Here is a 24,471-nt window from a genome sequence, read left to right on the forward strand (position 1 = left end):
CAGGCGGCAATGCCAGAATGGATAAATGGCTACTACCCGCACCACCACCGTGACCGCTCCGGCACGCACCAATGAAAACCGATCAACCACCCCGGGCTCGGCGGGCTTCAAGTCCTACATCTCCAGCCAGTGGGCCGAACGAGATGACGTGCTCCCCGCCTCCCGTGAGCAGGCCCCCTATGCGGCCGCCCGCCGCGCCCGGATCAGCGCCCAGTACCCCGGCCAGCGCCTCATCGTGCCCGCCGGCAGCCTGAAGCAGCGCTCCAACGACACCGACTACGCGTTCCGCGCCCACTCGGCCTTCGCGCACCTGACCGGCTGGGGCAGCGACAGCGAGCCCGGCGCCGTGCTCGTTCTGGAACCCACCGGCAACGGCCACGACGCGACCCTCTACTTTCGGGAGCGCGCCGGACGCGACTCCGACGAGTTCTACGCCAACCCGGAGATCGGCGAATTCTGGATCGGCCCGCGTCCCTCGATCGCCCAGGTCGCCAGCGACCTCGGCCTCACCGTGTGCGGTATCGCCGACCTCGCCGGCGTGCTCGACGTCACCGACTCCGAAACCCTCGTGGTGCGCGAGGCCGACACGGCCTTCACCGACCGCGTCGACGAGGCCCGCCTGCGCTTCGCCGCCGAGCGGGTGCTCGGCTCGAACGCGGCCGACTCCCCCTTCAGCGTGGAGATCAACGGCGCCCACGACCCCGACGTGCACTTCGCCCGCGACCTGTCCGAACTGCGCCTCGTCAAAGACGAATACGAGATCGCCCAGATGCGCCTCGCCGTCGCCGCCACCGCCCGCGGCTTCGACGACGTCATCCGCGACCTGCCGCGCTCCAGCAGCCACGCACGCGGCGAACGCCTCGTCGAGGGAGTCTTCAATACCCGCGCCCGCAGCGACGGCAACGCGGTCGGCTACGACACCATCGCCGCCTCCGGCCCGCACGCCTGCATCCTGCACTGGACCCGCAATGACGGCCCCCTCGTTCCCGGCGACGTGATCCTGCTCGACGCCGGCGTCGAACTCGACAGCTACTACACCGCCGACATCACCCGCACCCTGCCGGTGAACGGCACGTTCAGCCCCGTGCAGCGCCAGGTTTACGAGGCGGTGCGCGAGGCAGCGGATGCCGCCCTCGCCGTGGTTCGCCCGGGCGCCATTTTTCGAGACGTGCACGCCGCCGCCATGGCCGTGATCGCGAAGCACACGGCCGCCTGGGGAATGCTTCCGGTCACCGCCGAGGAGGCCGTGCTGCCCGACAACGGCCACCACCGCCGCTACATGGTGCACGGCACCAGCCACCACCTCGGCCTCGACGTGCACGACTGCGCCCAGGCCCGCCGGGACATGTACATGGACGGTGTGCTGGAACCGGGCATGGTCTTCACGATCGAGCCGGGCCTGTACTTCCAGCCGGACGACCTCACCGTGCCGGCGGAGTTCCGCGGCATCGGCGTGCGTATCGAAGACGACATCCTCGTCACGGAGACCCGCGGCGAGAACCTGTCCGCGGCGATCCCCCGCACTGCCAGCGATGTGGAAGCCTGGATCGCGACGCTGACCGCCTGAGTGGGCCGCGGCATCCGCCGGCCCCCACGCGGGGTCAGGCGGTGTCGCGCGGGCCTTCAGGAACCTCGGGTGAAGGCACGGGGGCCGGGGCGGCTTCGACGAGCGGCTCGCCCTGGCCGGTCAACAGGTTGCGGGCCCGGTTCACGAGGGTTCCGTCGACGATCACCTGGTAGTTGCTGGCGATCACCTGCATCGTCGACGTGAAGTCCCGGCGACGACGGTTGATCGCGTAGCTCACGAGGCCGAACATCATGCCGAAACCGGCACCGATCAGCACCGCCGCGAACACGAACGGCAGGCTCGATCCGTCGGGGGAGAACAGGAAGAACAGCAGGCCGAAGAAGATTCCGAGCCAGGCACCGGATGCCGCCCCCGCCAGTGCAACGCGGCCCCAGGTCAGTTTTCCGGTCACCCGCTCGACACTCTTGAGGTCGTTGCCCACGATCGAAAGCTGTTTCACGGGAAAATCGGCTTTGGCCAGCCGATCCACCGCAGCCTGGGCCTCGGCATAGGTGTTGTAGGTCGCCATGACCTCGCCCTTGGGCAGAGTCGGCGTCAGCTGGGCGCCGCGTCGGGGGAAGGGGCTGGGTGAACTCATGGTGTCATTCTTCCACGCCCCCCATGACGCCGGACGGCAGAACGCCTCACGTGGCCTAGATTTGTACTGTGAGTGCCACCAGAGTATTTGTCGCCCGTTTGGCCGGGTGCACCGTCTTCGACCCCGCGGGAGACCGCGTCGGCAAGGTGCGCGATGTCCTGGTCGTCTATCGAAAAAGCGACCCGCCCCGCGTGGTGGGACTGATCGTCGAAATCCCCGGCAAACGCCGGGTCTTCGTGTCGATCGGCCGGGTGACGAGCATCGGCAGCGGCCAGATCATCACGACCGGCCTCATCAACGTGCGCCGCTTCGAACAGCGTGGCGGCGAGGTGCGCGTGATCGCGGAACTGCTCGGCCGCACGGTCGCCTTTAACAACGGCACCGGCGACGCGACCATCGAAGACGTCGCGATGAAAGAGACCGACGAGGCCGAGTGGGAGATCAGCCAGCTCTTCGTGCGCCGCCCGAAGGCCACGGCCTCTCCGTTCAACAAGGGCGTCACCGACTTCGTGACCTGGGGCGAGGTGCACGAGAAGTCAACCGAGGGCCAGGCCCAGTCGGCGGAGCAGCTCATCGCCACCTACTCCGACCTCAAGCCCGCCGACCTCGCCAACACGCTGCTCGACCTGCCGCGGGAGCGCATGTTCGAGGTCGCCAGCGAACTGCCCGACGACCGCCTCGCCGACGTGCTCGAGGAGATGGCGGAGAGCGACCAGGTCGGCATCCTGACAATCCTCGGTGACGCCCGCGCCGCCGACGTGCTCGACCAGATGCAGCCCGACGACGCTGCCGACCTCATCGCCCAGCTGCCCGAGGAGCGCGGCGAGCAGTTGCTCGACCTGATGGAGCCCGAAGAGGCCGAGGACGTGCGCTTTCTGCTGTCCTACGCCCCCGACACCGCCGGCGGGCTGATGACCACCGAGCCGGTCATCGTCTCGGCCGACGCCACCGTGGCGGAGGGGCTCGCGCGCATCCGTCGCCATGATCTGGCCCCGGCTCTCGGCGCGGCGATCTGCGTGACGCTGCCACCCTACGAGGCCCCCACCGGCCGGTTCCTCGGCATGGTGCATTTTCAGCGGATGCTGCGCTACCCGCCCCACGAACGCCTCGGCACGCTGCTCGACCAGGGCCTGGATCCCGTCACCGCGGATACCTCGGCGGCCGAAGTGTCCCGCATCCTCGCCAGCTACGACCTCGTGTCGGTGCCCGTCGTCGACGACAACCACCGCCTGGTCGGGGTCGTCACGATCGACGACGTGCTCGACTACCTGCTGCCCGATGACTGGCGCAGCCAGGACGGCAACGACGACGTGCACCACCGGGCGGTCGCGCGCACGCACCTGAAGACCGGCAGTATCCCCCTGCCGGGCGCTCGGAGGCTGGGTCATGGCCAGGGCTAGCAAGGCCGGCCTGCGCCTCGACGCGCCGAAAGGCCTGCGCTCGGGCACCCTCGGCGGCCGGCGCGGCGCCGGAAACGACCGCTTCGGCCGGTTCACCGAAGCCATCGCCCGCGGCATGGGCACCCCGTGGTTTCTGCTCGGGCTGACCGTCTTCGCGATCTCCTGGATCCTCTGGAACACCCTCGCCCCGCCGTCCTGGCGGTTCGACTCGGTGTCGCTCGGTTTCATCGCGCTGACCCTGGTGCTGTCGATGCAGGCCTCCTATGCGGCGCCGATGATCCTGCTCGCCCAGAACCGTCAAGACGACCGGGACCGGGTGCAGTTCGAACAGGACCGGCAACGATCCGAACGCACCCTCGCCGACACCGAGTACCTCGCCCGCGAGGTCGTCGCCCTGCGCATCGCCATGAAAGATCTCGCCTCGAAGGACTTCATCCGCAGCGAACTGCGGGCACTGCTGGAGATCCTCGACGCGGCCGACGAGGCCGAAGCCGCTGACGCCGCCGAAGCCGCCGGGCTCACCCGCCCGGCACCAACCGACCGACCTGACCGCACCGAGCGCAACCGTTCTGCGCGGGAGCGCACCGAACGCGAACGCACAGGAAGATCTGCCCTTGACTGACACCCCCCAGACCACCGCTCCCACTCCGACCGAGTCGGCGGTGCTCGCGGCCCTGGGCCTCGTCATCGACCCCGAGATTCGTCGGCCGATCACCGAGCTGGACATGGTGGCCGGGGTCGACGTGGACGACGACGGAGCGGCGACCGTGGGCATCCGCCTCACCATCGCCGGGTGCCCCGCCGCCACCCGCATCGAGGCCGATGTGCTTGCCGCGACCGAGTCGGTCGTCGGCGCCGGCAACGCCACGGTGGTCGTCACGGTCATGACCCGCGAGCAGCGCACCATTCTGACCGAGCGGCTGCGCGGCGGTGCGGCCACCCGCGTCACCCAGTTCGGCCCGGACTCCCTCACCCGCATCTACGCGATCACGAGCGGCAAGGGCGGCGTGGGCAAGTCCACCATCACCGCGAACCTCGCCGTGGCCCTCGCCGGCCGCGGGCTCCGCGTGGGCATCATCGACGCCGACGTCTACGGCTTCTCGATTCCGGGCCTGCTCGGTCTCGTGCACGACGGCCTCGCCGTGAAACCGACCCAGGTCGGGGAGATGATCCTGCCGCCGGTCGCCCACGATGTGAAGGTCATCTCGATCGGCATGTTCGTCGACGACCCCTCGGTCGCCGTCGCCTGGCGCGGCCCGATGCTGCACCGCACCATCTCCCAATTTTTGACGGATGTCTACTTCGGGGATCTCGACGTGCTGCTGCTCGATCTGCCGCCCGGAACCGGCGATGTGGCGATCACCGTCGGGCAGCTGCTGCCGCACTCCGAGGTCATCGTCGTGACGACCCCGCAGCCCGCCGCGGCCGACGTCGCGGTGCGCAGCGGTATCGTCGCCCGGCAGACCGGGCAGACACTCTACGGCGTGATCGAGAACATGTCGGGAATGGCGCAGCCCGACGGCAGTGTGCTCGAGATCTTCGGCTCGGGCGGCGGCCTCGAGGTGGCCCGGCGGCTGAGTGAGAGCGAGCCGCTGGCAGCCGTGCCGTTGCTGGCGCAGGTGCCGCTCAGCGTGCCGCTGCGAAGCGGCGGCGACACCGGCACCCCGATCGTGCTGTCGAACCCGGATGACCCGGCCGCGGTCATGATCCAGACCGTGGCTGCGCGCCTGGCGACGCGGGCGCGGGGACTGTCCGGCCGCAGTCTCGGCATCAGTCCCCGCTGACGCCCGGCGCCAGGCCCGGCGCTACGACTTCTTCTTTTTCTTCTTCTTCTGCGTGAGCGTGGCCGCGTGGTCGGGCACCGAGTGGTTGAGCTCCCTCGGCGGACGCTCGTAGTCGGAGTCCGGCGGACGCGGCGGGATGTGCACCTTCGGCGGGTCGGTGTGCTCATAGGGTACGAGCGAGAGCAGGTGGTTGATCATGTTCAGCCGGGACGCGCGTTTGTCCTCGCTCTCGACGACCCACCAGGGTGCCTCGGCGATGTCGGTGTGCACGAACATCTCGTCTTTCGCCTTGGAATAGTCCGCCCACTTGGTGATCGACAGCACGTCGGTCTCCGAGAGCTTCCACCGGCGCATCGGGTCGTTCAGGCGTGAGCGGAACCGTTTCTCCTGCTCGTGGTCGCTGACGGAGAACCAGTACTTGACCACGAGGATTCCGTCTTCGACCAGCATCCGCTCGAATAAGGGAGCCTGGTGCAGAAACCGCCGATACTCATCGGCGGTGCAGTAGCCCATCACCCGCTCGACGCCGGCCCGGTTGTACCAGGACCGGTCCATCAGCACGATCTCGCCCGAGGTCGGCAGGTGCTCGATGTAGCGTTGAAAATACCACTGCCCGCGCTGGCGTTCGGTGGGCATCGGCAGGGCCACGATGCGGGCCATGCGCGGATTGAGGTACTCGGTGACGCGTTTGATCGCGGACCCCTTGCCGGCCGCGTCCCGGCCCTCGAAGATCACCACGACGCGGGCACCGGATGCCTTCACCCACTGCTGCATGGTGACGAGCTCGGCCTGCAGGCGGCGAAGTTCCGCCTCATAGAGGACCTTGTTGACGCGCTGCACCGGGGCGGGCTGTTCGGTCTCCGACACGATTTCTCCTGACTAGTGGGACTAGCTGTGGGCCTCAACGGCCTGAAGGGTCTGAATGGGCTGAAGTGGCAACGGGTCGCTCAGGTGGCTTCTGAATCGAAGGGAGCCGGCAGGGCGGCGGCGAGGCTGCGGTCGGCGGCGCGTTGGCGCTGGGCCGCGGCCCAATCGGGGGCGGATGCCCCGCGCGAGATGGTCGCCGGACCAGACGCCGATTGGCCCTTCGCCGTCGGATCGGCGGGATCTTCCTGCAGGGCTTCGCGAATGATGCGGCGCGGGTCATACTGGCGCGGGTCGAGCTTTTTCCAGTCCAGGTCGTCGAATTCCGGGCCCATCTCGTCCCGCATGCGATCCTTGGCACCGTTGGCCATGTCGCGCAGTCGGCGCACCAGACGGGCCAGCTGCGCGGCGTAGTGGGGAAGACGTTCCGGGCCGAGCAGGAAGACGGCGATAATCCCGATCAGCAGGAGCTTTTCGAACGTCAACCCAAACATATCCCCAGAATAACCCCCGGCGAGGCCTCCCCTGACCACGGGTGTGGCGGCCCTAGTCTTGACCTAATCATCAACTGGATTGGCATCGTGTCTGACATTGAACTGAACTGGAAATTCTCCGACGACTCCGTCGTGGAATCCGACGCGGTCGCGCGTGCGCGGCAGCAATCCCTCGAACTCGGCATCGACGCGATCGCCCCGTCTGTCGGGGCGCAGACCGCCGTCATTGCCGCGGCGACGGGGGCACGCAGCATCCTCGAGGTCGGCACCGGCGCGGGTGTCTCGGGAATCTGGCTGCTCACGGGGTCGCCGAGCGCGACCCTGACCTCGATCGACACCGAGATCGATCACCAACAGCACGCCCGGGCGAACTACCTCGAGGCGAAGATCCCGGCCAACCGGGTGCGGCTGATCACCGGGCGCGCGGCCGAGGTACTGCCGCGCATGAATGAGAACTCCTACGACATCGTCTTCATCGACGCCGACCCGCAGTCGGTCATCGAATACGTCGAGCACGGCCTGCGCCTGGCCCGGCCGGGCGGCACCGTGCTCGTCGCCCACGCCCTCTGGCGCGGCCGGGTCGCGAACCCCGCCCAGCGCGACGACGTCGCCACCGGCTTTCGAACCCTGCTCACCGAGATCGCCTCGAGCAACGCCGTGATCAGCGCCCTCTCCCCCGTCGGCGACGGCCTGCTGCAGATCACCAAACTGCGCGCCTGAGGCAGGGAAGTCTTCCACAACACTTCTTCGACAACACTAAAGAAGGCCGCCCAGATTCTGGGCGGCCTTCTTAAGATTGTCTAACGTATTTACTACTTGACGGGGTTGACGACCCCGGCGAGAGCATCGTGGAGTTCCTTGGCCTCTGCATCGTTCACGGAGACGACAAGTCGGCCTCCACCTTCGAGCGGAACACGCACAATAATGAGGCGCCCCTCTTTTACAGCCTCCATTGGACCGTCTCCGGTCCGTGGCTTCATGGCCGCCATGAACTCCCCTTCCATCAGTGATTACTACCATTATCGACCATTATCGGCGCGGAGGAAAATTGCCCCGCCGCGCGCAGTCATTTCTACGGGGGCGTCCAGTCCGCGCCGTCTACCCCCCAACAGAGCAGCAGCCACCCCCATTGGCCCAGAATGCACAGCACGACCACGCCGACCCGGTACCAGAGGCTGCGCGGCAGGGCGACAGCACCGAGCAGCGGGAACATCGGCATCAGCAGCCGGAAGGTGCTCGACTGGGGAAAGAACACCGCCAGTAGGTAGAGTCCGTAACTGGCCACCCACAGGCGCAGGTCAACTCCCAGCCGTCGCACGGCAGGAGTGAACATCAGCATGGTGAAGCCGAGGATCAGCGCCACCACGGCGAGTATCCCGAGCGGCATGCCCAGCCACCACAGGCCACCCTGAAACCATGCCGTGAAGGGAATGAGTTCCACATAGCCGATATACGGCGCCCGCCAGGCCAGTTCGGTATCGGTGTACGCGGTCATGCTGCCGGTCACGATCCAGGCGGCTGCCGGCCAGGCGAGCCCCATCACCCCGCTGAAGACGGCGACGGATGCGGCGAGCACCCGTTCCCGAAGCGGGAAGGCATCCGCTGCCCGGGTGAACCAGCGGTAGATCACGTGCAGGGCCAGCGCGAGGGCGAAGGCCAGCCCGCTCGGCCGGGTCAGGGCCATCACCGCGATGACCGGAAAGAGCAGTGCGTAGCGACGCTCGAGCAACAGCAACAGCGCGAGGGTGAGAAAAAACAGGTACATCGACTCGGCGTAGCCGAACTGCAGCATCGGTGAGAGCGGGGCGACGCAGAACAGCACCACCGCGAACCGGGAGGCGGAGTCGTCGAGTACCCGGCTCATCAGCCGAAAGAGGAGCAGCGCTGTGCCGAGGCTGAAGACCACGGAGACTAAGACCGCCACGGGTTCCCAGGGCTGGCCGCTGAGCTCCATCAGCAGTCGGGCGAGGGAGGGATAGCCGGGCATGAACGCCCACGCACTCTCGCCGATCTCCCCGAGGTCGGTGATCGGGAGCGCCGACGGGTAACCGACGACCGCGACGATGTTGTACCAGTGGGCGTCCCACATGGTGGCAAAATCGGCGTAGCCCGGGCTGGCACCGGTCCAGGCGTTGGGGCCCTGCACACTCGCGAGAATCGACACCAGGGTCGTCGTGATCACGCGGGAGGCGGCCCAGATCAGCATCACCTGCGCCCACCACGGGCGCAGCCAGCGCGGCCCGGCCGGTGCCGACGAGGGTATCGACGAGGATCTCGGGGCCGCCGACGCCGCGTGCATTCGCGGCGACGCGCGCGCGGGCGGGGCCGTGCCGGTCACGCCGGACGCCGGGCCGGCTACTGCGCGGGGGCGGTGAGCCACGATCGCAGACCGGTTTCGCAGTCAGTGATCTGGGTCAGGGCAACACGTTCGTCGTCGGCGTGCGCCTTGAGCGGGTCGCCGGGCCCGTAGTTGACGGCGGGCATGCCGAGCGCCGAGAACCGGGCCACATCAGTCCAGCCGTACTTAGGCATCGCGTCGCCGCCACCGACCGCGGCGAGGAACTGCTGCGCGAGGGGGGCGTCGAGGCCCGGGCGAGCGCCCCCGGCCAGGTCGACCACGGTCAGGTCGTAGCCGGGGAACAGCTCGGTCACGTGGGCCAGGGCCTCGGCGCCGCTGCGGCTCGGCGCGAAACGGTAGTTCACGTGCACCATGCACTCGTCGGGGATGACGTTGCCGGCGATACCGCCGGTGATGCCGACGGCATTGAGGCCCTCGCGGTAGACGAGGCCTTCCACCTCGACCGATCGCGGTTCGTAGGCGGCGAGGATGTTCAGGATCGGTGCGGCCTTGTGGATGGCGTTCTCGCCGACCCAGGCCCGGGCGGAGTGCGCCCGCAGCCCGAAAGAGCGAATCTCGACCCGGAGGTTGCCGTTGCAGCCACCCTCGATGCGGCCGTTCGTCGGCTCGCCGAGAATCGCGAAATCGCCCGCGAAGAGGTCGGGGCGGTTGCGGGCGAGGCGGCCGAGGCCGTTGAGGTCGTCGGAGACCTCCTCGTGGTCGTACCACATCCAGGTCACGTCGACCTCGGGGGCCACGAGCTCGGCGGCGAGCTTCAGCTGCACGGCAACGCCGGCCTTCATGTCCACCGTGCCGCGGCCCCAGAGGTAGTCGACGCCTTTGAGGGTTTCGAAGCGGGTCGGCAGGTTGTTGTTGAGCGGGACGGTGTCGATGTGGCCGGCAATGACGACCCGCTGCGTGCGGCCGAGGTCGGTGCGGGCGACGATGGTGTCGCCGTCGCGGATGATCTCCAGGTGATCGCAGCCGGCGAGCGCCGCCACGATCGCATCGGCGAGCGGGGTCTCGTTGCCCGATACCGATTCCAGATCACAGAGCTGCCGGGTGATGTCGATGACGGACGCGGACAGGTTCAGAATCATGGTCTCAGGCACTCTACTAATCTAGATGCATGTCTGCCGTCGTGCCCCCAGAGTCCCCTGTCCCCGATCTGTCCCCCACCCCGACCCACGCCTGGGGCTACGGCCTCGCGACCGTCGCCGACGAGGGCACGGTGCTCGACACCTGGTTTCCGCAGCCTCAGCTGGGCCCCTTGCCGGCCAAACGGGACCGCTGGATCGTGCCCGCGGAGCTGGATGCGGCATCCGGTGACGACCCACGCCGGGCCGTGCACGTCGGAGCGGTCACGATCGAAATCGAGCTGCAGGCTCCGCCGGCGAGCACCTCGGATGCCTACCTGCGCCTTCACCTGCTGTCGCACCTGCTCGTCAAGCCGAACAGCATCAACCTTGACGGTATTTTCGCGCACCTGCCGAACGTGGTCTGGACCAACGCCGGCCCGGTGCTGCCCGCCGATTTCGCCCGCCTGCGGCCGGCGCTGCAACGGCACGGTATCTCGGCGACGGGCCTGGACAAGTTCCCGCCGCTGCTCAGCTACGTGATTCCCGACCGGGTGCGCATCGCGGATGCCTCGCGCGTGCGGCTCGGAGCCCACCTGTCCCCCGGCACCACCGTGATGCACGAGGGTTTTGTGAACTTCAACGCCGGCACGCTTGGGTCATCCATGGTCGAGGGCCGCATTTCGCAGGGCGTTGTGGTCGGTGACGGAGCGGATATCGGCGGCGGAGCATCCATCATGGGCACCCTGTCGGGCGGCGGTACCGAACGGGTGTCGATCGGCGCCCGCGCGCTGCTCGGCGCGAACTCGGGGGTCGGCATCGCGATCGGCGACGACACCGTCGTCGAAGCCGGACTCTACGTAACGGCCGGCACCAAGGTCGTGCTCGTCGGCTCGCCCCGAACGGCCGACGGGGCACCGCAGACGGTCAAGGCCGTCGAACTTTCGGGCGTGCCGAACCTGCTGTTCCGCCGTAATTCGCTCAGCGGCGCGGTCGAGGTGCTCGCCCGCAGCGGCTCGGGCATCGTGCTGAACGAGGCCCTGCACGCCTAAGCGCGCCATTCTCTCCCGCGAGTGAGCAATAAGTGCACTTCCCGCTCGCGGGTAGTGCACTTATTGCTTACTCGCGAAACCTGACGGGGTCAGCCCTCGAGGTAGGCGACGGCGTCGGCGGCGGACCAGCCGGCGGGGTGCGCGGCCAGTAAAGCGGTGACACCCGCGAGGTCGGTGCCGAGGGTGACCAGCGGAACCTCGGCATAGCCGTCGCGGCGGGTCTGGCCGAGGCCAACGTTCGCGGTGAGGGCATTGCAGAGGCACTTGCGGCCAGCCGCCTCCTCGGCCGAGCCGCCCTTGCGCACGAAAGTCGCGACCGGCTCGGCCGGGCAGCGGTAGCCGAGCACTCCGGGAGTGCGCTCGTAAGGAACCCGCAGGTAGCCGAGGTCGCACAGGCGGGGGCGTTGCTCGTAGAGGTCGCCATCGGAGAGGGTGCCGGGCAGCGTCGCGACCTTGAACGGGAATCCCGTCGATGACGCGAGCGGGTCGGTGCGAATCTGCAGGCCGGAGCCTTCGAGTTCGCCGAGGACTTGCGCCCAGAGGGAGTCGTCGAGGCCGGACTCGCGCGCGAGGGCAAACAGGGTGCCGACCTGAACGCCGGCCGCTCCGAGCGCGAGGGCGTCGGCGACCCTGTCGGGGGTGCCGTAACCGCCGGCGACCCAGAACGGCAGGCCGACCGCGGCGACCTTGGCCAGGTCGGCGTCGTCCCGGGGGCCGTAAACCGGCTGGCCATCCTCGTCGAGGGCGCCACGGCCGCGCGGCGGGGCGTTGTGCCCGCCGGCTCGCGGGCCCTCGATGACGAAACCGTCGGGCCGGGTCGACTCTTCCCGGGTCAGGTAGACGGCGAGCACGTGGGCGGCGACGATCGCCAGGAACCGGGGGCGGTGCAGCGGTGGCAGTCCCCCGCCGGTCAGGGAGTCGGGGTCGAACTCGACGGAGTAGCGAGTGCTGGAGCCCTCGACATGCAGGTCGAGCGCGCAGGCCTCGTGCCGGGCGAGCGCGTTCAGCAGGGCAGGAATCTCGGCGGGGATTCCCGCGCCCATCAGCACATAGTCCACGCCGGCGAGCATCGCCCCGTAGGCGGCGCTCGGTGTGGCGAGCTGCACCTTCTCGAGAAAGTTGATGCCGACGAGGCCATCGTGGCCCTCCTTAGCAAGCCACACCTCGGCGAAGTTCGCCACGACGGACAGCTCGAGCGATTTCACGAGCGGATGCTGGCTCAGCTTCGCGATCGGAAGGTACGGAATACCCGGGGCGCGGCCACCCTCCCGGAAGTATTTCTGCAGAATCCGGTCGGCGAGGGCCGGCACCGGGAAGTGTTCGAGCGCGCGGCGGATATCGCCACCCTCGTCGCCGTCCTGCAGGCGGCGGGCGATCACCGCGTCGAGGGCCGTGCCGCTGACCACGCCGAGCTGCCCGGTCTGGGCGACGGCACGGGCCAGCTGCCACGAGGACACGGCCACGCCCATGCCGCCCTGGATGATCGTGGGCAGCGCCCGTGACAGCGGCTGCATGAGCGGCTGCATCGGGCTGGCGGTCACCGGTGACGTGGTCATCTCGAGCAGGGTCATCAGGCGAACCTTTCAGCTACGAATCCCACTGCTGTGGGCCTACCCAAAGCGTATTCCCGTACATATTCCGCCTCCGTCATACGTCGCAGACCGCGCCCGCGAGCCGCGGTCATCTCGCGAGTGAGCAATATATGCACTTCCCGGGCCCGGGAAGTGCAAAAACTGCTCACTCGCGTGACGGGGTCGGGCTGAGCCGGGCCGCGCGCTGCTACGGTGTTGCCACACGGCCGTGATCTCGAGAACACGGCCAGCACGAGCACGGCAGGTCACAAGGGAGTGGCATGGGCACCGATCTACCCCGCAGCAAGCGGCACCGACGCGTGCACGCCGGGATCCTTCTGCTCGCCTCCCTCGTGGTGCTCGTGCTCATCGCGACCGGGGTCGGCGTCTTCACCGTCACCCGCTCGTTCCCGCAGCTGGCCGGAACCCTCGAACTGGCCGGCCTCGACGCCGAGACGACCGTCTACCGCGACGAGGCCGGGGTGCCGCAGATCGTCGCCGACACCGCGGGCGACCTGTTTCGCGCCCAGGGCTTCGTGCACGCCCAGGACCGGTTCTGGGAGATGGACTTTCGCCGACACGTGACGAGCGGACGGCTCGCCGAACTGTTCGGCGAGAGCCAGCTACCCACCGACACCTTCATCCGCACCCTCGGCTGGCGGGTCGTCGCCGAGGCCGAGGTCGCCCAGCTCGACCCGACCACCCTCGGCTACTACGAGGCCTACGCCGAGGGAGTGAACGCCTATCTCGACACCCACCGCGGCGCCGAACTCTCGCTCGAATACGCGGTGCTCGGGCTGCAGAACCCCGAGTACGAGCCCGAGCTCTGGACCCCGGCGGATTCCGTCGCCTGGCTCAAGGCGATGGCCTGGGACCTGCGCTCCAACCTCGACGACGAGATCGACCGTGCCCTGCTCGGCGCGGACCTCACCCCCGAGCAGGTCGCTGGCCTGCACCCCACGTATCCCTACGACTCCCACCCGACAATCGTCGACGGTACGGCCCTCGAGACAGCCCCGGTCGCCACCGCCGCGACCACGGCGACGGATGCCCCGGGTCCCCCCGCCGAGGCATCCGTCGCCACGGGCGACACCCGAGCGGTGCTGAGCAACCTGCGCGCGCGTCTCGCCACCCTGCCCGAGCTACTCGGCCCGGCCGGCGGGGAGATCGGCTCGAACTCCTGGGTCGTCTCCGGCGCCCACACCGCGACCGGCGCGCCGCTGCTCGCCAACGACCCGCATCTGGGGCCCGCGCTGCCGTCGGTCTGGTACCAGGTCGGGCTGCGCTGCCGAAGCGTCACCGCCGACTGCCCCTTCGACGTCGCCGGCTACAGCTTCGCGGGGCTGCCCGGAGTCGTGATCGGCCACAACCAGCGCATCGCCTGGGGCTTCACCAACCTCGGCCCCGACGTCGCCGACCTGTACCTGGAGCGGGTCACCGGTGACAGCTACGAATACGACGGGCAGCAGAAGCCCCTCACCGTGCGGCAGGAGACGATCCTTGTCGCCGGCGGCGGCCCGGTGACGATCGACGTGCGCGCGACCGAGCACGGGCCGCTGGTGAGCGGGCTGGCCGGTACGGACTTCGAACGCATCTCGGGCGCGACGAAAACCGAGCTGTCGCTGCAGTGGACGGCCCTGACGCCGGGGCGCACGGCATCCGCTATCTTCGCGTTGAACAGTGCGACGAACTTCACGAGCTTTCGCGCCGCCGCGAGCCTCTTCGACGTGCCGGCGCAGAACCTGATGTACGCCGACGTCGACGGCAACATCGGCTACCAGGCACCCGGGGCGATCCCGGTACGGCGCACGGGCGACGGCACGGTGCCGGTTCCGGGCTGGACCAGTGAGTACGGCTGGACCGGCACGATCCCGTTCGATGCCCTGCCCCAGGTCTACAACCCGGCCAGCGGATACATCGTCTCGGCCAACAACGCTGCCGTCGGCCCCGACTACCCCTACCTGCTGACCGCGGACTGGGACCAGGGCTACCGGGCCGAGCAGATCACCGGGCGGCTGCAGCAGCTCGTCGACGCCGGCACGCCGATGACCGCGGCGATGATGAGCGACATCCAGGGCGACAACCACAGTGCCATCGCCGCGGCCCTGGTGCCGGTGCTGCAGGCCCTTCCGGTCAGCGGTGACACCGCGGCCGCCCGCGAGCTGTTCGATGGCTGGGACTTCGAGCTCGAGGCGGGCAGCGGCGCGGCGGCATACTTCAGCGTGTTCTGGCGGGTTTTGCTCGAGCAGCTGTTCGCCGACCTGCCGGAGGGAACCGCGATGGTTGGCGGGCAACGGTCGTTCGCGGTCGTGGAAACGCTGCTCGGGCAGCCCGACTCGGAACGGTGGGTGAACGCGGCGGCGGCAGCCACGACCGCTGTCGATCAGCGAGGGGATGCCTACGCCGACCTTCCCGAAGCGGCCTCCGGCCCACGCGACCTGGCTTTGGCCCGGGCCCTCGTCGACGCCGCTGCCGAAGCGCGCGACCTGCTCGGATCCAACCCAGAGCGCTGGGAGTGGGGGCAGATCCACGAGCTCGAACTCACCCACGCAAGCTTCGGCACGAGCGGCATCGCGCCGCTGGAGTGGCTCTTCAACCGGGGGCCGTATGCGGTGGCGGGTGGGTCATCCGTTGTGAATGCCGTCGGCTGGGACGCCAACGGAGGCTATGGAGAAGGGTTTGACGCGAACTGGGTGCCGTCGATGCGGCTCGTGGTAGACCTCGCCGACTTCGACGCGTCGACCTGGGTGAATCTGACCGGCGCGTCGGGGCACGCCTTCCACCCGAATTACGTCGACCAGGCGCCGCTGTGGCAGAACCAGCAGACGCGGCCGTGGCGGTTCACGCGGGCAGCCGTGGAGGATGGGATGCGCAACCGGCTGACGCTGACTCCGGTGGCGGATGCCGGTGGCTGAGAGGCCGGAGGCAGAACGCAAGGACACAAGGACACAAGGACACAAGGACACAAGGACACAAGGACACAAGGACACAAGGACACAAGGATCTGGTGCGAGTGGGCGCAAACCGCCCCATGAACTCGCCCACCGCCGCGCGAGTGGTCGCATATCGCCCCTTGGAGCGAATTCAAGGGGCGATATGCGCCCACTCGTGAAACCCATGGGGCGATATGCGCCCACTCGCGCGCGAGAAGCCAGAGAACGCCTCATGAGACGCCCGGTGACCACACGAGAGGCCAAGAAATGCCCCTTGAATCGAGTCATGGGGCATTTCTTGGCAAGTCGCGTGCTGCAGGTCGGGCTCACGGGCCCAGTGCTGGCACCTCGGGAACGAGAAGCCAGAAAGTGCCCACTGAGCGACCGGGCCAGCTAGCACCGGGCCAGCTAGCACCGGGCCAGCTAGCACCGGCGTTAGCGAACGGGGTAGTCCCGGGCCGGCGAGCCGACATAGAGCTGCTGCGGGCGACCGATCTTGGTGGCCGGATCCTCGTTCATCTCACGCCAGTGCGCGACCCAGCCGGGCAGGCGGCCGATCGCGAAGAGCACGGTGAACATGCGGGTCGGGAACCCCATCGCCTTGTAGATGACTCCGGTGTAGAAGTCGACGTTGGGGTAGAGCTTGCGTTCCTTGAAGTAGTCGTCGCTGAGGGCGAGGTGTTCGAGTTCCTGCGCGATGTCGAGCAGGTCGTCCTTCACGCCGAGGGCGGCGAGCACCTCGTGGGCGCTCTCCTTGACCAGGGTCGCGCGCGGGTCGTAGTTCTTGTAGACCCGGTGGCCGAAGCCCATGAGCTTGACGCCCTGCTCCTTGTTCTTGACCCGTTCGACATAGCGCTCGACGCCTTCACCGGATGCCTTGATCTCACCGAGCATCGACAGCACGGCTTCGTTGGCGCCACCGTGAAGCGGGCCGAAGAGGGCGTTGATGCCGGAGGACACCGACGCGAAGAGGTTCGCCTCGGTCGAACCGACCAGGCGCACGGTCGAGGTCGACGCGTTCTGCTCGTGGTCTTCGTGCAGCATGAGCAAGCGTTCGAGGGCCTTGCTGACGACGGGGTTGACCACGTAGGGCTCGGCACGGTTGCCGAAGTTCAGCTTGAGGAAGTTGTCGACGAAGCTGAGCGAGTTGTCGGGGTACAGGAAGGCCTGGCCAACGCTCTTCTTGTGCGCGTAAGCGGCCATGACCGGCAGCTTGGCCAGCAGTCGGATCGTGGAAATCTCGACCTGCGCGGGGTCCTTCGGGTCGAGCGAGTCCTGGTAGAACGTGGACAGTGCCGAGACGCCGGAGGCGAGCACGCTCATCGGGTGGGCCTTGTGCGGCAGCGACGCGAAGAAGCTGCGCATGTCTTCATGCAACAGCGTGTGGTGACGAATCTTGTCGTCGAAGTTCTCGAGCTCGAGCTTGGACGGCAGCTCGCCGTAGATGAGTAGCCAAGCAGTCTCGAGAAAGCTCGAGTTCTTGGCGATCTGCTCGATCGGATACCCGCGATAACGCAGGATGCCGGCCTCGCCGTCGATATAGGTGATCGCGGACCGGGTGGCCGCGGTGTTGACGAAGCCGTAGTCGAGCGTCGTGAGCCCGGTCTTCTTGGTCAGCGTCGAAATGTCGATGCTGGACACGCCGTCCACGCTGGTCAGAATCGGAAACTCTGCGGACCCTCCCGGGAACGTGAGAGTGACCATGTTCGGGTCGATGGTCTTCTGATCACCGGATGCTAATTGCTGCGCGACGTCGGTCACGGAGCCTCCCTGGATATCACTGACGAATGGGTGTGTCGATACGTCGCAGAAAGAAAAGCCTGGGCAACGCTGTCGCGACTACAGCCTAAACCGCCCGGCCGCCTACTGTCGCATCCGCTAACAGATCGCCGGATTCATTGGCGTTATCCGACAGCCCAGTGCAGGGGGCCCCCACCGCCGCCCCCCACCGGGCCGCGAAGCCCGGCTCAGGCCCGCAGTCGAGCGGCCGCCGCGGCGATGCGCTCATCGGTTGCCGTCAGGGAGAAGCGCACGTGTTCGGCGAAGTGGTCGCCGTAAAACGGGCCGGGACCAGCCAGTATGCCCCGCGAGGCGAGCCAGTCGATCGAGTCCCAGGCCGGTCGACCCTCGGTTGCCCAGAGGTAGAGTCCGGCTTCGCTGTGGTCGATGCGGAAGCCCGCATCGAGCAGCGCCGGTAGGAGCACCGAGCGACGCGCCCGGTACTTCTCGCGCTGCACGTCGACATGGTCGGGGTCGCCGAGGGCGGCGATCATCGCCGCCTGCAGGGGCGCCGGCAGCATGAGCCCGGCGTGCTTGCGCACGGTCAAGAGGCGGGCGAGCACGGCGGCATCGCCCGCGGCGAACGCGGCCCGGTAGCCGGCCATGTTGGACTGTTTGCTGAGCGAGTAGATCGCGATGACATTGCGGGTGTCGCCGTCGGTGACGCGCGGGTCGAGGATGCTCGGGATCGCGGTGCTGGCCGACGACGGCGAGTTCCACGGCGCCTCCCAGCCGAGTTCGGCATAGCACTCGTCGCTCACGATCAGCGCGCCGAGCTCACGGGCCCGGGCGACGGATGCGCGCAGCTCCGCCACCGACAGCACCCGGCCGTCGGGATTGCCCGGGCTGTTCAGCCAGATCAGCTTCGTCGTGGCCGGCCACAGCGCGGGGTCGTCGCAGGCGAGGGCATCCGCCCCGGCCATCGCCGCGCCGATCGCGTAGGTCGGGTAGGCGGCGAGCGGATGCACGATCGTGTCGCCTTCGCCGAGGCCCAGCATGAAGGGCATCAGCGCGACGAGTTCTTTCGACCCGATCGTGGGCAGCACCTGCGCGCTCGTGAGGCCGGGCACTCCCCTGCGGCGCGCGTACCAGTCGGTGATCGCGGCCGCGAGCTCGGGCGTGCCGGCCGTCTGCGGGTAGGCGTGGGCATCCGTAGCCGCCGCGAGAGCCGCGCGGATGACATCGGGGGTGGGGTCGGCCGGCGAGCCGATCGACAGATCGACAATGCCGCCGACGTGCGCGCGGGCGCGCGTCGCAAAGGGGACCATCTGGTCCCACGGGTAGTCGGGAAGGGGCTTCAGCACGACGGTGACCGTGGGTGGTTAGTGTTCGACCTGCGGCGGCAGTACGGAGATGACCGGGTGGTCCTTGGCGATCACGCCGACCTTGGCCGCGCCTCCCGGGGAGCCGATGTCGTCGAAGAACTCGACGTTGGCCTTGTAGTAGTCGGCCCACTGCTCGGGCAGGTCGTCTTCGTAGTAGATGGCCTCGACCGGGCAGACCGGTTCGCAGGCGCCGCAGTCGACGCACTCGTCGGGGTGGATGTAGAGCGAGCGTTCACCCTCGTAGATGCAGTCCACGGGGCACTCGTCGATGCAGGCCCGGTCCTTCACGTCCACACAGGGCAGAGCGATCACATACGTCACTAAATCCACGGTCCTTTCACGGGCAAACACGGCCCGTCACGAGCAGAACAACCCCTTAAGGAGCAGAAACAGCAGTCTACCGCGTGCGGCGGGTCACCGAAATTGTCGGCCAGGCCAGCACGAGGGCAGCCACGAAGGCCGGAACGATCGTCCAGAGCGTGCCCGCGAGGCCTTCGGGCACGAGCACCGACCCGCCGACTCCGCGCAACGACAGCGTGAACGAGGTGAGCAGCAGCCCGGCGGCGGTGAGCCCGACCACGAGCCGGTCGCGCAGCACCAGTCGCAGCCCCACCAGCAGGGCGCACGCGGCGGTGAGCGCGATCACGAGGCCGATCGGCAGCGACAGGGCACCGATCTCGATCGTGGCCTGGTGTGCGATCGTGCCGAGCACCGCGAACACCGCGCCCACGACGAGGCCGAGGGCGCCTGCCCCGAGCCGGGTCATGAGCGTCGGCGGCGCCGGCGGCGGCGGTGGATGCGGCGCGTCGAGCCGGCTGTACGTCTCGGCGCCGCTGACGGTCTGTCGCGTGCCGTCTGCCAGCAGGAGGGTGCGGCCGTCAATCGTCCAACGGGAGGGATAGGCCGCCAGCGCGGCGAGTTTCTCGTCGACCTGGTCGCTCACGTCGATCGCGGTCAGGCGTTCCCCGGTGGCCTCGGCTACCCCGCGGGTGAGGAAGGCCGGGATGCCGGCGACGTGCGCCGCGTGCACGGCGGCCGCGCGCATCCGCTCTGAGGCTGCGCCGATGACCACGGCGGTCGCCCAGGTTTCACCCAGCACCTCGGCGAAATAGGCATCAAGCCCGGCATCCAGACCGACGGCCTCGACGGATGTTTCGGTGCCGGCGCTCGGAACCAGTCGGCAGTCGAGCGCGCCCAGAGCCGACGCGGCGGCGTCGAGTTCTGGGGCCGTGTCGGCGGCGGGTGCATCGTGTTCGAAGAGGAGCAGCACGGGGGCGCCGGCCGAGCGCAGCCGCGCGATGGTGCCGCCGGTGAGCCGGGACTCGTCGCCGGGGCGGGCGTGCACGAAGACGACCGATTCGCCGTTTCCGGACATGACCATGGAGAACTCCCTGATGGAGGGGTGGGAAAGCGCATCACGGGCGCCCTCGACGAATTCTAACTAGACAGCCACCGGCCCCGGCACTAGAGTCTCAGTTGGTAAGGATAGCCTTGCCTAGCTTTTTCCACGTTTCTCGGAACATTCTACCTGCTCTGGAAACCCTGACCGGAAGACCGCGTGCTCGCAAACTACCTCATCGGCCTGCGTGAAGGCCTCGAAGCCGCGCTGATCGTCACCATCCTCATCGCGTACCTCGTCAAGCTCGACCGCCGCGACCTCATCCCGCGCATCTGGCTCGGGGTCGGCCTGGCCGTGCTGCTCGCGCTCGGCATCGGCGCAGTGCTGACCTTCGGCACGTACGGCCTGTCTTTCACGGCACAGGAGACCATCGGCGGACTGCTGTCGATCGTGGCGACCGGGCTCGTGACCTGGATGGTGTTTTGGATGCTGCGCACCGCCCGCAACCTCTCGGGCCACCTGCGCAGCAACATCGACCACCACCTGGTCGGCTCCGGGCTCGGCCTCGTCGTCGTGGCTTTTCTCGCCGTGGGCCGCGAGGGCATCGAGACCGCACTGTTTCTCTGGGCCGCGGTGCAGGCGACGGGCCAGACGGCGCTGCCGCTGACCGGAGCCGCGCTCGGTATCGTCACGGCGATTGCCCTCGGCTGGCTGATCTACGCGGGGATGCTGAAGATCAACCTGGCCCGATTCTTCACCTGGAGCGGCGCAATTCTCATCGTCGTCGCCGCCGGCGTGCTCTCCTATGGCGTGCACGACCTGCAGGAAGCCGGCCTGCTGCCGGGCCTGAATGCCCTCGCCTTCAACGTGAGCGCCGCGATCCCGCCGGACAGCTGGTACGGCACGCTGCTGAAGGGCACCCTGAACTTCTCCCCCGCCACCACCTGGCTCGAGCTGGGCGTCTGGGTCGCCTACGTCGTGCCGACGCTTGGGCTGTTCATCAGGCTCAGCCGCCAGGGCACGCGCCCGGCGCAGGCCACGGCACCGAGCACGGCGCCGGTTGCGGCCAGCCGGCCGCGCGCATCCGTCGACGCGCCCTGATTTCTGCACGCGTTACTCACCCCACAACTGTCCCGCCGCCTCGCCCCACTCGAAGGATTGCCCATGCGCGCCCGTTTCTCCCTCCTCGCTCTCGGATCAGCCGCTCTGCTGGCCCTCACCGGCTGTGTCGCGAACAACCCGGGAGGTGCCGGCCCGGCACTGACGGTCGACAGCAGCGCAGACGGATGCTCCGTCTCGGCCAGTGAGGTCGCCGCCGGCACCACGAGCTTCAGCGTCACCAACAGCGGCGACCAGGTCACCGAGTTCTACCTGCTCGGGGACGACGGCCTGCGCATCGTCGGCGAGGCCGAGAACATCGGCCCCGGCCTCACCCGCGACCTCGTCGTGCAACTCGCCGAGGGCAGCTATTTCACCGCCTGCAAGCCCGGCATGGTCGGCGACGGCATCGGCAAGGCCGCCTTCACGGTGACGCCGAGCGAGTCGGGCACCGTCGTCAACGCCAACCTCGACCAGCAGGTCGAAACCGCGAACACGAACTATTCCTCGTACGTGAAAGACCAGATCGCCCAGCTCGTCACCGGCACCGACGCCTTCGCGGCCGCCTACGTCGCGGGTGACTTCGACTCCGCCCGCACGCTCTATGCCGCAACGCGCATGCACTGGGAGCGCGTCGAGACGGTCGCCGAATCGTTCGGCGACCTCGACCCCAAGCTCGACCTGCGGGAGGCCGACCTCGAAGAGGGCCAGGACTGGACCGGTTGGCACGCCATCGAGAAGGACCTCTGGCCGGCCGAGGCCGAAGCGGGCTTCGCCGCGTACACGCCGGAAAAGCGCTCGAGCCTGGCCGAGCAGCTCGTCGCCGACACCGCAACGCTGAACGACAACGTGCAAGACCTCACGTTCAGCCTGTCGCAGCAGACCAACGGCGCGATCGGCCTGCTCGACGAGGTCGCCAGCGGTAAGGTCACCGGCGAAGAGGAGTTCTGGTCGCACACCGACCTCTGGGACTTCCAGGCCAACATCGACGGCGCCACGGTGCTCTACGCGGGCGTGCGGGACATCCTCGTCGAAGAAGACGCCGATCTGGCCGAGAGCCTCGACAGCGAGTTCGCGTCGCTGCAGGAGCTGCTCGACGCCCAGCGGGTCGGCGACGACTTCACCCTGTACACCGACCTGACACCGGCCGAGATCCGCGCCTTCGCCGATCAGGTCAACGCCCTCGCCGAGCCGCTCAACCAGCTCACCGCCACTCTCGTCTTGTGAGCCGTGCCGTGACCGACAAGACCGTGGACCCCGACGGCCCTCCGCAGACTGCGGCCGTACCCGCGCGCGGCTTCTCCCGGCGAGCCCTGTTCGGACTCGCCGGGGCGGGTGCCGTGGGCCTCGGACTCGGCGTCGCCGGTGACCGGGCTGCGATCGCGGTGGCCGCAGCGGCGTCGCCCACCGGGGCATCCGTCACCTACCCCTTCTTCGGCGCGCACCAGGCGGGGATCGTCACCCCCGCGCAGGACCGCCTGCACTTCGCCGCTTTCGACGTGGCCGCCGACCTCACCCGTGCCGACCTGATCGAACTGCTGCAGGACTGGAGCACGGCTGCCGCCCTGATGACCGCCGGCCGCGACGTGGGCGAGTTCGGCGCCGTCAACGGCCCGTACGACGCCCCGCCCGAAGACACCGGCGAGGCGCAGGGCCTGCCGCCCGCGGGCCTGACCATTACCTTCGGCTTCGGGCCGACGCTGTTCCAGACCGCGGATGGCGCCGATCGCTTCGGCCTCGCGGCCCGCCGCCCCGAGGCGCTCACCGCCCTCCCCCACTTTCCCGGGGACATGCTCGAAGAGGGCCGCAGTGACGGCGACCTCTGCATCCAGGCCTGCGCCGACGACCCGCAGGTTGCCGTGCACGCCATCCGCAACCTGTCGCGCATCGCCTTCGGTCGGGCGGCCATCCGCTGGTCGCAGCTCGGCTTCGGGCGCACGTCATCCACCTCGACGAGCCAGGCCACCCCGAGAAATCTCTTCGGCTTCAAGGACGGCACCGCGAACATCAAGGCCGAGGAGCCCGACGCGGTCACGGATCAGGTCTGGGTTGGCAGTGATGACGGCCCCGCCTGGCTGGCTGGCGGGTCGTATTTGGTGGCCCGGCGCATCCGCATGACGATTGAAACCTGGGATCGCACCCTGCTGCGCGAGCAGGAGACCGTGATCGGCCGCAACAAGGGAGCGGGGGCGCCGCTCTCGGGCGGCACCGAGTTCACCGAACCCGACTTCACGATCGTGGGGCGTGCCGATGCTCCGCTGATCGACCAGGCCGCGCACGTGCGCCTCGCGCATCCCACCCAGAACGCGGGCACGCGGATGCTGCGGCGCGGCTACAACTTCGTCGACGGCAACGACGAACTCGGCCGCCTCAACGCGGGCCTGTTCTTCATCAGTTTTCAACGATCGCCCGAGCAGTTCAGCCGGGTGCAGCTGAGCCTCGCCAAGAACGATGCCCTCAATGAGTACATCCGCCACGTGGGCAGCGCCCTGTTCGCGGTGCCTCCGGGTGCGGCGGCCGGCAGCTACGTGGGCGCCGCACTCTTCGCCTAACCTCGCGGGGTAGAACGGCGGCTCAGAACGCGGGGGTGCCGTCGCCGTTGGGATCGTCCCATTTCGAATAGGCCACCTGGATCGGGGTGGCGGGGTCGGTGTAATACACGTGTCCGGTGGGGGCGGTCCAGGCCAGCACGCCGTCGGTCACCTGCACGAGTTGCCATCCGGTTTGGTGTTTGAGCAGGTGGTGCATTTTGCAGAGGTGGGAGAGGTTGTCGTGGCTCATTTGCCCGCCGAATTGGCGGTCGAGGGTGTGGTCGATCTCGGAGAGTCGGGCGGGTCGGCTGCAGCCGGCGAACCGGCAGGTGCCGTCGCGCACCTGCAAGAACCGTTTCAGGTCTGCCGGCACCTGGTCGGGGTTCTTGCTCACCGAGAGCACGACACCGGTTTCGGGATGGGTGAGGATACGAATCCAGCTGGTCGCGGTGCCGGCCAGCCGACGGGCCGTCTGGGCGTCGATCGGGCCGTAGCCTTCGAGGGTGGCGGGATCGTCGTTCGTGCCCATCAGCGTCAGGACCGGCACGGTCACGTGCACCGTGGCGACGATGCCGGCCCCCAGGCCGTCTTCGGTCACGCCGCGCAACAGCAGATCGCTGGCGACGTCGGAGCGCAACTGGCTCAGGGTGCGTTTTTCATCCTTGCCCTGCAGGCTGCGGGCGATATCGGTGATGCGGGCGTGCGCGGCTTCGGCCCAGTCG

The 24,471-nt window shown here is 68.4% G+C and carries 22 protein-coding genes; 10 read left to right on the plus strand and 12 right to left on the minus strand.

The features are described 5' to 3' along the window. The first annotated feature begins 25 nt into the window (after positions 1 to 25). Positions 26 to 1,567: an aminopeptidase P family protein gene (locus tag D6T64_RS10925; protein WP_119974692.1), complete on the plus strand. Its 1,542-nt coding sequence runs from the start codon at positions 26 to 28 to the stop codon at positions 1,565 to 1,567. A gap of 34 nt (positions 1,568 to 1,601) precedes the next feature. Here D6T64_RS10925 and D6T64_RS10930 read toward each other — a convergent pair whose 3' ends face one another. After that, a complete protein-coding gene (locus tag D6T64_RS10930) occupies positions 1,602 to 2,165 on the minus strand; it encodes a general stress protein (protein ID WP_233551056.1) in 564 nt (187 codons plus the stop codon). A 68-nt stretch (positions 2,166 to 2,233) separates the two neighbouring features. Here D6T64_RS10930 and D6T64_RS10935 point away from each other — a divergent pair, with 68 nt between their 5' ends. From D6T64_RS10935 to D6T64_RS10945, 3 genes are read left to right on the plus strand one after another with little or no spacing between them, the layout of a single operon-like run. Then, complete coding sequence (locus D6T64_RS10935) at positions 2,234 to 3,565, plus strand: magnesium transporter MgtE N-terminal domain-containing protein (RefSeq protein ID WP_119974693.1); 1,332 nt, start codon at positions 2,234 to 2,236, stop codon at positions 3,563 to 3,565. Continuing rightward, the gene (locus D6T64_RS10940; RefSeq protein ID WP_119974694.1) at positions 3,552 to 4,187 is read left to right on the plus strand and encodes a DUF1003 domain-containing protein; all 636 of its coding nucleotides are present in this window, start codon (positions 3,552 to 3,554) and stop codon (positions 4,185 to 4,187) included. Before D6T64_RS10935 ends, D6T64_RS10940 begins: the two co-directional genes overlap by 14 nt. Continuing rightward, a complete protein-coding gene (locus tag D6T64_RS10945) occupies positions 4,180 to 5,349 on the plus strand; it encodes an Mrp/NBP35 family ATP-binding protein (RefSeq protein ID WP_233551058.1) in 1,170 nt (389 codons plus the stop codon). Before D6T64_RS10940 ends, D6T64_RS10945 begins: the two co-directional genes overlap by 8 nt. 21 nt (positions 5,350 to 5,370) lie before the next feature. Here the strand turns inward: D6T64_RS10945 and ppk2 are convergent, their stop codons facing one another. Continuing rightward, complete coding sequence (gene ppk2, locus D6T64_RS10950) at positions 5,371 to 6,123, minus strand: polyphosphate kinase 2 (protein ID WP_377010477.1); 753 nt, start codon at positions 6,121 to 6,123, stop codon at positions 5,371 to 5,373. Positions 6,124 to 6,296: 173 nt separating this feature from the next. After that, entirely contained in the window at positions 6,297 to 6,707 is a 411-nt protein-coding gene (locus D6T64_RS10955) for a Sec-independent protein translocase family protein (RefSeq protein WP_119974695.1), read from the minus strand. An 87-nt stretch (positions 6,708 to 6,794) separates the two neighbouring features. On the opposite strand from D6T64_RS10955, the gene D6T64_RS10960 reads away from it, so the two are divergent. After that, complete coding sequence (locus D6T64_RS10960) at positions 6,795 to 7,427, plus strand: O-methyltransferase (protein ID WP_119974696.1); 633 nt, start codon at positions 6,795 to 6,797, stop codon at positions 7,425 to 7,427. Between the two features lie 92 nt (positions 7,428 to 7,519). On the opposite strand, the gene D6T64_RS10965 is transcribed toward D6T64_RS10960, so the two are convergent. From D6T64_RS10965 to dapE, 3 genes are all read right to left on the minus strand, one after another. Beyond that, on the minus strand, positions 7,520 to 7,696 hold the full coding sequence (locus tag D6T64_RS10965) for a DUF3117 domain-containing protein (RefSeq protein ID WP_119974726.1): 177 nt from the start codon (positions 7,694 to 7,696) through the stop codon (positions 7,520 to 7,522). A gap of 83 nt (positions 7,697 to 7,779) precedes the next feature. Further along, positions 7,780 to 9,045, minus strand: coding sequence for a hypothetical protein (locus D6T64_RS10970; RefSeq protein ID WP_233551060.1), 1,266 nt, complete (start codon positions 9,043 to 9,045; stop codon positions 7,780 to 7,782). Positions 9,046 to 9,062: 17 nt separating this feature from the next. Then, a complete protein-coding gene (gene dapE, locus D6T64_RS10980) occupies positions 9,063 to 10,145 on the minus strand; it encodes a succinyl-diaminopimelate desuccinylase (protein ID WP_119974699.1) in 1,083 nt (360 codons plus the stop codon). A 29-nt stretch (positions 10,146 to 10,174) separates the two neighbouring features. On the opposite strand from dapE, the gene dapD reads away from it, so the two are divergent. After that, positions 10,175 to 11,173: a 2,3,4,5-tetrahydropyridine-2,6-dicarboxylate N-succinyltransferase gene (gene dapD / locus D6T64_RS10985; protein WP_119974700.1), complete on the plus strand. Its 999-nt coding sequence runs from the start codon at positions 10,175 to 10,177 to the stop codon at positions 11,171 to 11,173. 89 nt (positions 11,174 to 11,262) lie between these two features. Here the strand turns inward: dapD and D6T64_RS10990 are convergent, their stop codons facing one another. Further along, the gene (locus D6T64_RS10990) at positions 11,263 to 12,744 is read right to left on the minus strand and encodes a nitronate monooxygenase (RefSeq protein WP_233551068.1); all 1,482 of its coding nucleotides are present in this window, start codon (positions 12,742 to 12,744) and stop codon (positions 11,263 to 11,265) included. A gap of 281 nt (positions 12,745 to 13,025) precedes the next feature. On the opposite strand from D6T64_RS10990, the gene D6T64_RS10995 reads away from it, so the two are divergent. Beyond that, positions 13,026 to 15,659, plus strand: a complete 2,634-nt coding sequence (locus D6T64_RS10995) for a penicillin acylase family protein (protein ID WP_119974701.1) — start codon at positions 13,026 to 13,028, stop codon at positions 15,657 to 15,659. Between the two features lie 453 nt (positions 15,660 to 16,112). Here D6T64_RS10995 and D6T64_RS11000 read toward each other — a convergent pair whose 3' ends face one another. The 4 genes from D6T64_RS11000 to D6T64_RS11015 all read right to left on the minus strand — a co-directional run bounded on the left by D6T64_RS11000 (position 16,113) and on the right by D6T64_RS11015 (position 20,162). Next, the gene (locus D6T64_RS11000; protein WP_119974728.1) at positions 16,113 to 17,381 is read right to left on the minus strand and encodes a citrate synthase; all 1,269 of its coding nucleotides are present in this window, start codon (positions 17,379 to 17,381) and stop codon (positions 16,113 to 16,115) included. A 263-nt stretch (positions 17,382 to 17,644) separates the two neighbouring features. Then, the gene (gene dapC / locus D6T64_RS11005; protein WP_325049793.1) at positions 17,645 to 18,760 is read right to left on the minus strand and encodes a succinyldiaminopimelate transaminase; all 1,116 of its coding nucleotides are present in this window, start codon (positions 18,758 to 18,760) and stop codon (positions 17,645 to 17,647) included. An 18-nt stretch (positions 18,761 to 18,778) separates the two neighbouring features. After that, positions 18,779 to 19,102, minus strand: a complete 324-nt coding sequence (gene fdxA / locus D6T64_RS11010; RefSeq protein WP_119974702.1) for a ferredoxin — start codon at positions 19,100 to 19,102, stop codon at positions 18,779 to 18,781. 76 nt (positions 19,103 to 19,178) lie between these two features. Beyond that, positions 19,179 to 20,162 (minus strand): PIG-L deacetylase family protein, encoded by a 984-nt coding sequence (locus D6T64_RS11015; RefSeq protein ID WP_119974703.1) that lies wholly within the window; start codon positions 20,160 to 20,162, stop codon positions 19,179 to 19,181. Positions 20,163 to 20,339: 177 nt separating this feature from the next. Between D6T64_RS11015 and efeU the strand changes: the two genes are divergently transcribed. The 3 genes from efeU to efeB all read left to right on the plus strand — a co-directional run bounded on the left by efeU (position 20,340) and on the right by efeB (position 23,770). Continuing rightward, the gene (efeU, locus tag D6T64_RS11020) at positions 20,340 to 21,221 is read left to right on the plus strand and encodes an iron uptake transporter permease EfeU (protein ID WP_119974704.1); all 882 of its coding nucleotides are present in this window, start codon (positions 20,340 to 20,342) and stop codon (positions 21,219 to 21,221) included. Between the two features lie 63 nt (positions 21,222 to 21,284). Continuing rightward, positions 21,285 to 22,445, plus strand: a complete 1,161-nt coding sequence (efeO, locus tag D6T64_RS11025; protein ID WP_119974705.1) for an iron uptake system protein EfeO — start codon at positions 21,285 to 21,287, stop codon at positions 22,443 to 22,445. 8 nt (positions 22,446 to 22,453) lie between these two features. Further along, positions 22,454 to 23,770: an iron uptake transporter deferrochelatase/peroxidase subunit gene (efeB, locus tag D6T64_RS11030; protein ID WP_119974730.1), complete on the plus strand. Its 1,317-nt coding sequence runs from the start codon at positions 22,454 to 22,456 to the stop codon at positions 23,768 to 23,770. Between the two features lie 22 nt (positions 23,771 to 23,792). Here efeB and D6T64_RS11035 read toward each other — a convergent pair. Beyond that, a partial coding sequence (locus tag D6T64_RS11035) for an HNH endonuclease signature motif containing protein (RefSeq protein WP_147364526.1) occupies positions 23,793 to 24,471 on the minus strand: 679 nt, incomplete at its 5' end.

This window comes from Cryobacterium melibiosiphilum (assembly GCF_003602235.1).
Classification (GTDB): Bacteria; Actinomycetota; Actinomycetes; order Actinomycetales; family Microbacteriaceae; genus Cryobacterium; species Cryobacterium melibiosiphilum.

Excerpts from the sequence above, each read along its gene's own strand:
- D6T64_RS10925 (WP_119974692.1), top strand. The coding sequence starts at position 26 with ATGGCTACTACCCGCACCACCACCGTGACCGCTCCGGCACGCACCAAT.
- D6T64_RS10930 (WP_233551056.1), bottom strand. The coding sequence starts at position 2,165 with ATGAGTTCACCCAGCCCCTTCCCCCGACGCGGCGCCCAGCTGACGCCG.
- D6T64_RS10940 (WP_119974694.1), top strand. The coding sequence starts at position 3,552 with ATGGCCAGGGCTAGCAAGGCCGGCCTGCGCCTCGACGCGCCGAAAGGC.
- ppk2 (WP_377010477.1), bottom strand. The coding sequence starts at position 6,123 with ATGCAGCAGTGGGTGAAGGCATCCGGTGCCCGCGTCGTGGTGATCTTC.
- D6T64_RS10955 (WP_119974695.1), bottom strand. The coding sequence starts at position 6,707 with ATGTTTGGGTTGACGTTCGAAAAGCTCCTGCTGATCGGGATTATCGCC.
- D6T64_RS10965 (WP_119974726.1), bottom strand. The coding sequence starts at position 7,696 with ATGGCGGCCATGAAGCCACGGACCGGAGACGGTCCAATGGAGGCTGTA.
- dapE (WP_119974699.1), bottom strand. The coding sequence starts at position 10,145 with ATGATTCTGAACCTGTCCGCGTCCGTCATCGACATCACCCGGCAGCTC.
- dapD (WP_119974700.1), top strand. The coding sequence starts at position 10,175 with ATGTCTGCCGTCGTGCCCCCAGAGTCCCCTGTCCCCGATCTGTCCCCC.
- D6T64_RS10990 (WP_233551068.1), bottom strand. The coding sequence starts at position 12,744 with ATGACCCTGCTCGAGATGACCACGTCACCGGTGACCGCCAGCCCGATG.
- D6T64_RS10995 (WP_119974701.1), top strand. The coding sequence starts at position 13,026 with ATGGGCACCGATCTACCCCGCAGCAAGCGGCACCGACGCGTGCACGCC.
- D6T64_RS11000 (WP_119974728.1), bottom strand. The coding sequence starts at position 17,381 with ATGGTCACTCTCACGTTCCCGGGAGGGTCCGCAGAGTTTCCGATTCTG.
- D6T64_RS11015 (WP_119974703.1), bottom strand. The coding sequence starts at position 20,162 with ATGGTCATGTCCGGAAACGGCGAATCGGTCGTCTTCGTGCACGCCCGC.
- efeO (WP_119974705.1), top strand. The coding sequence starts at position 21,285 with ATGCGCGCCCGTTTCTCCCTCCTCGCTCTCGGATCAGCCGCTCTGCTG.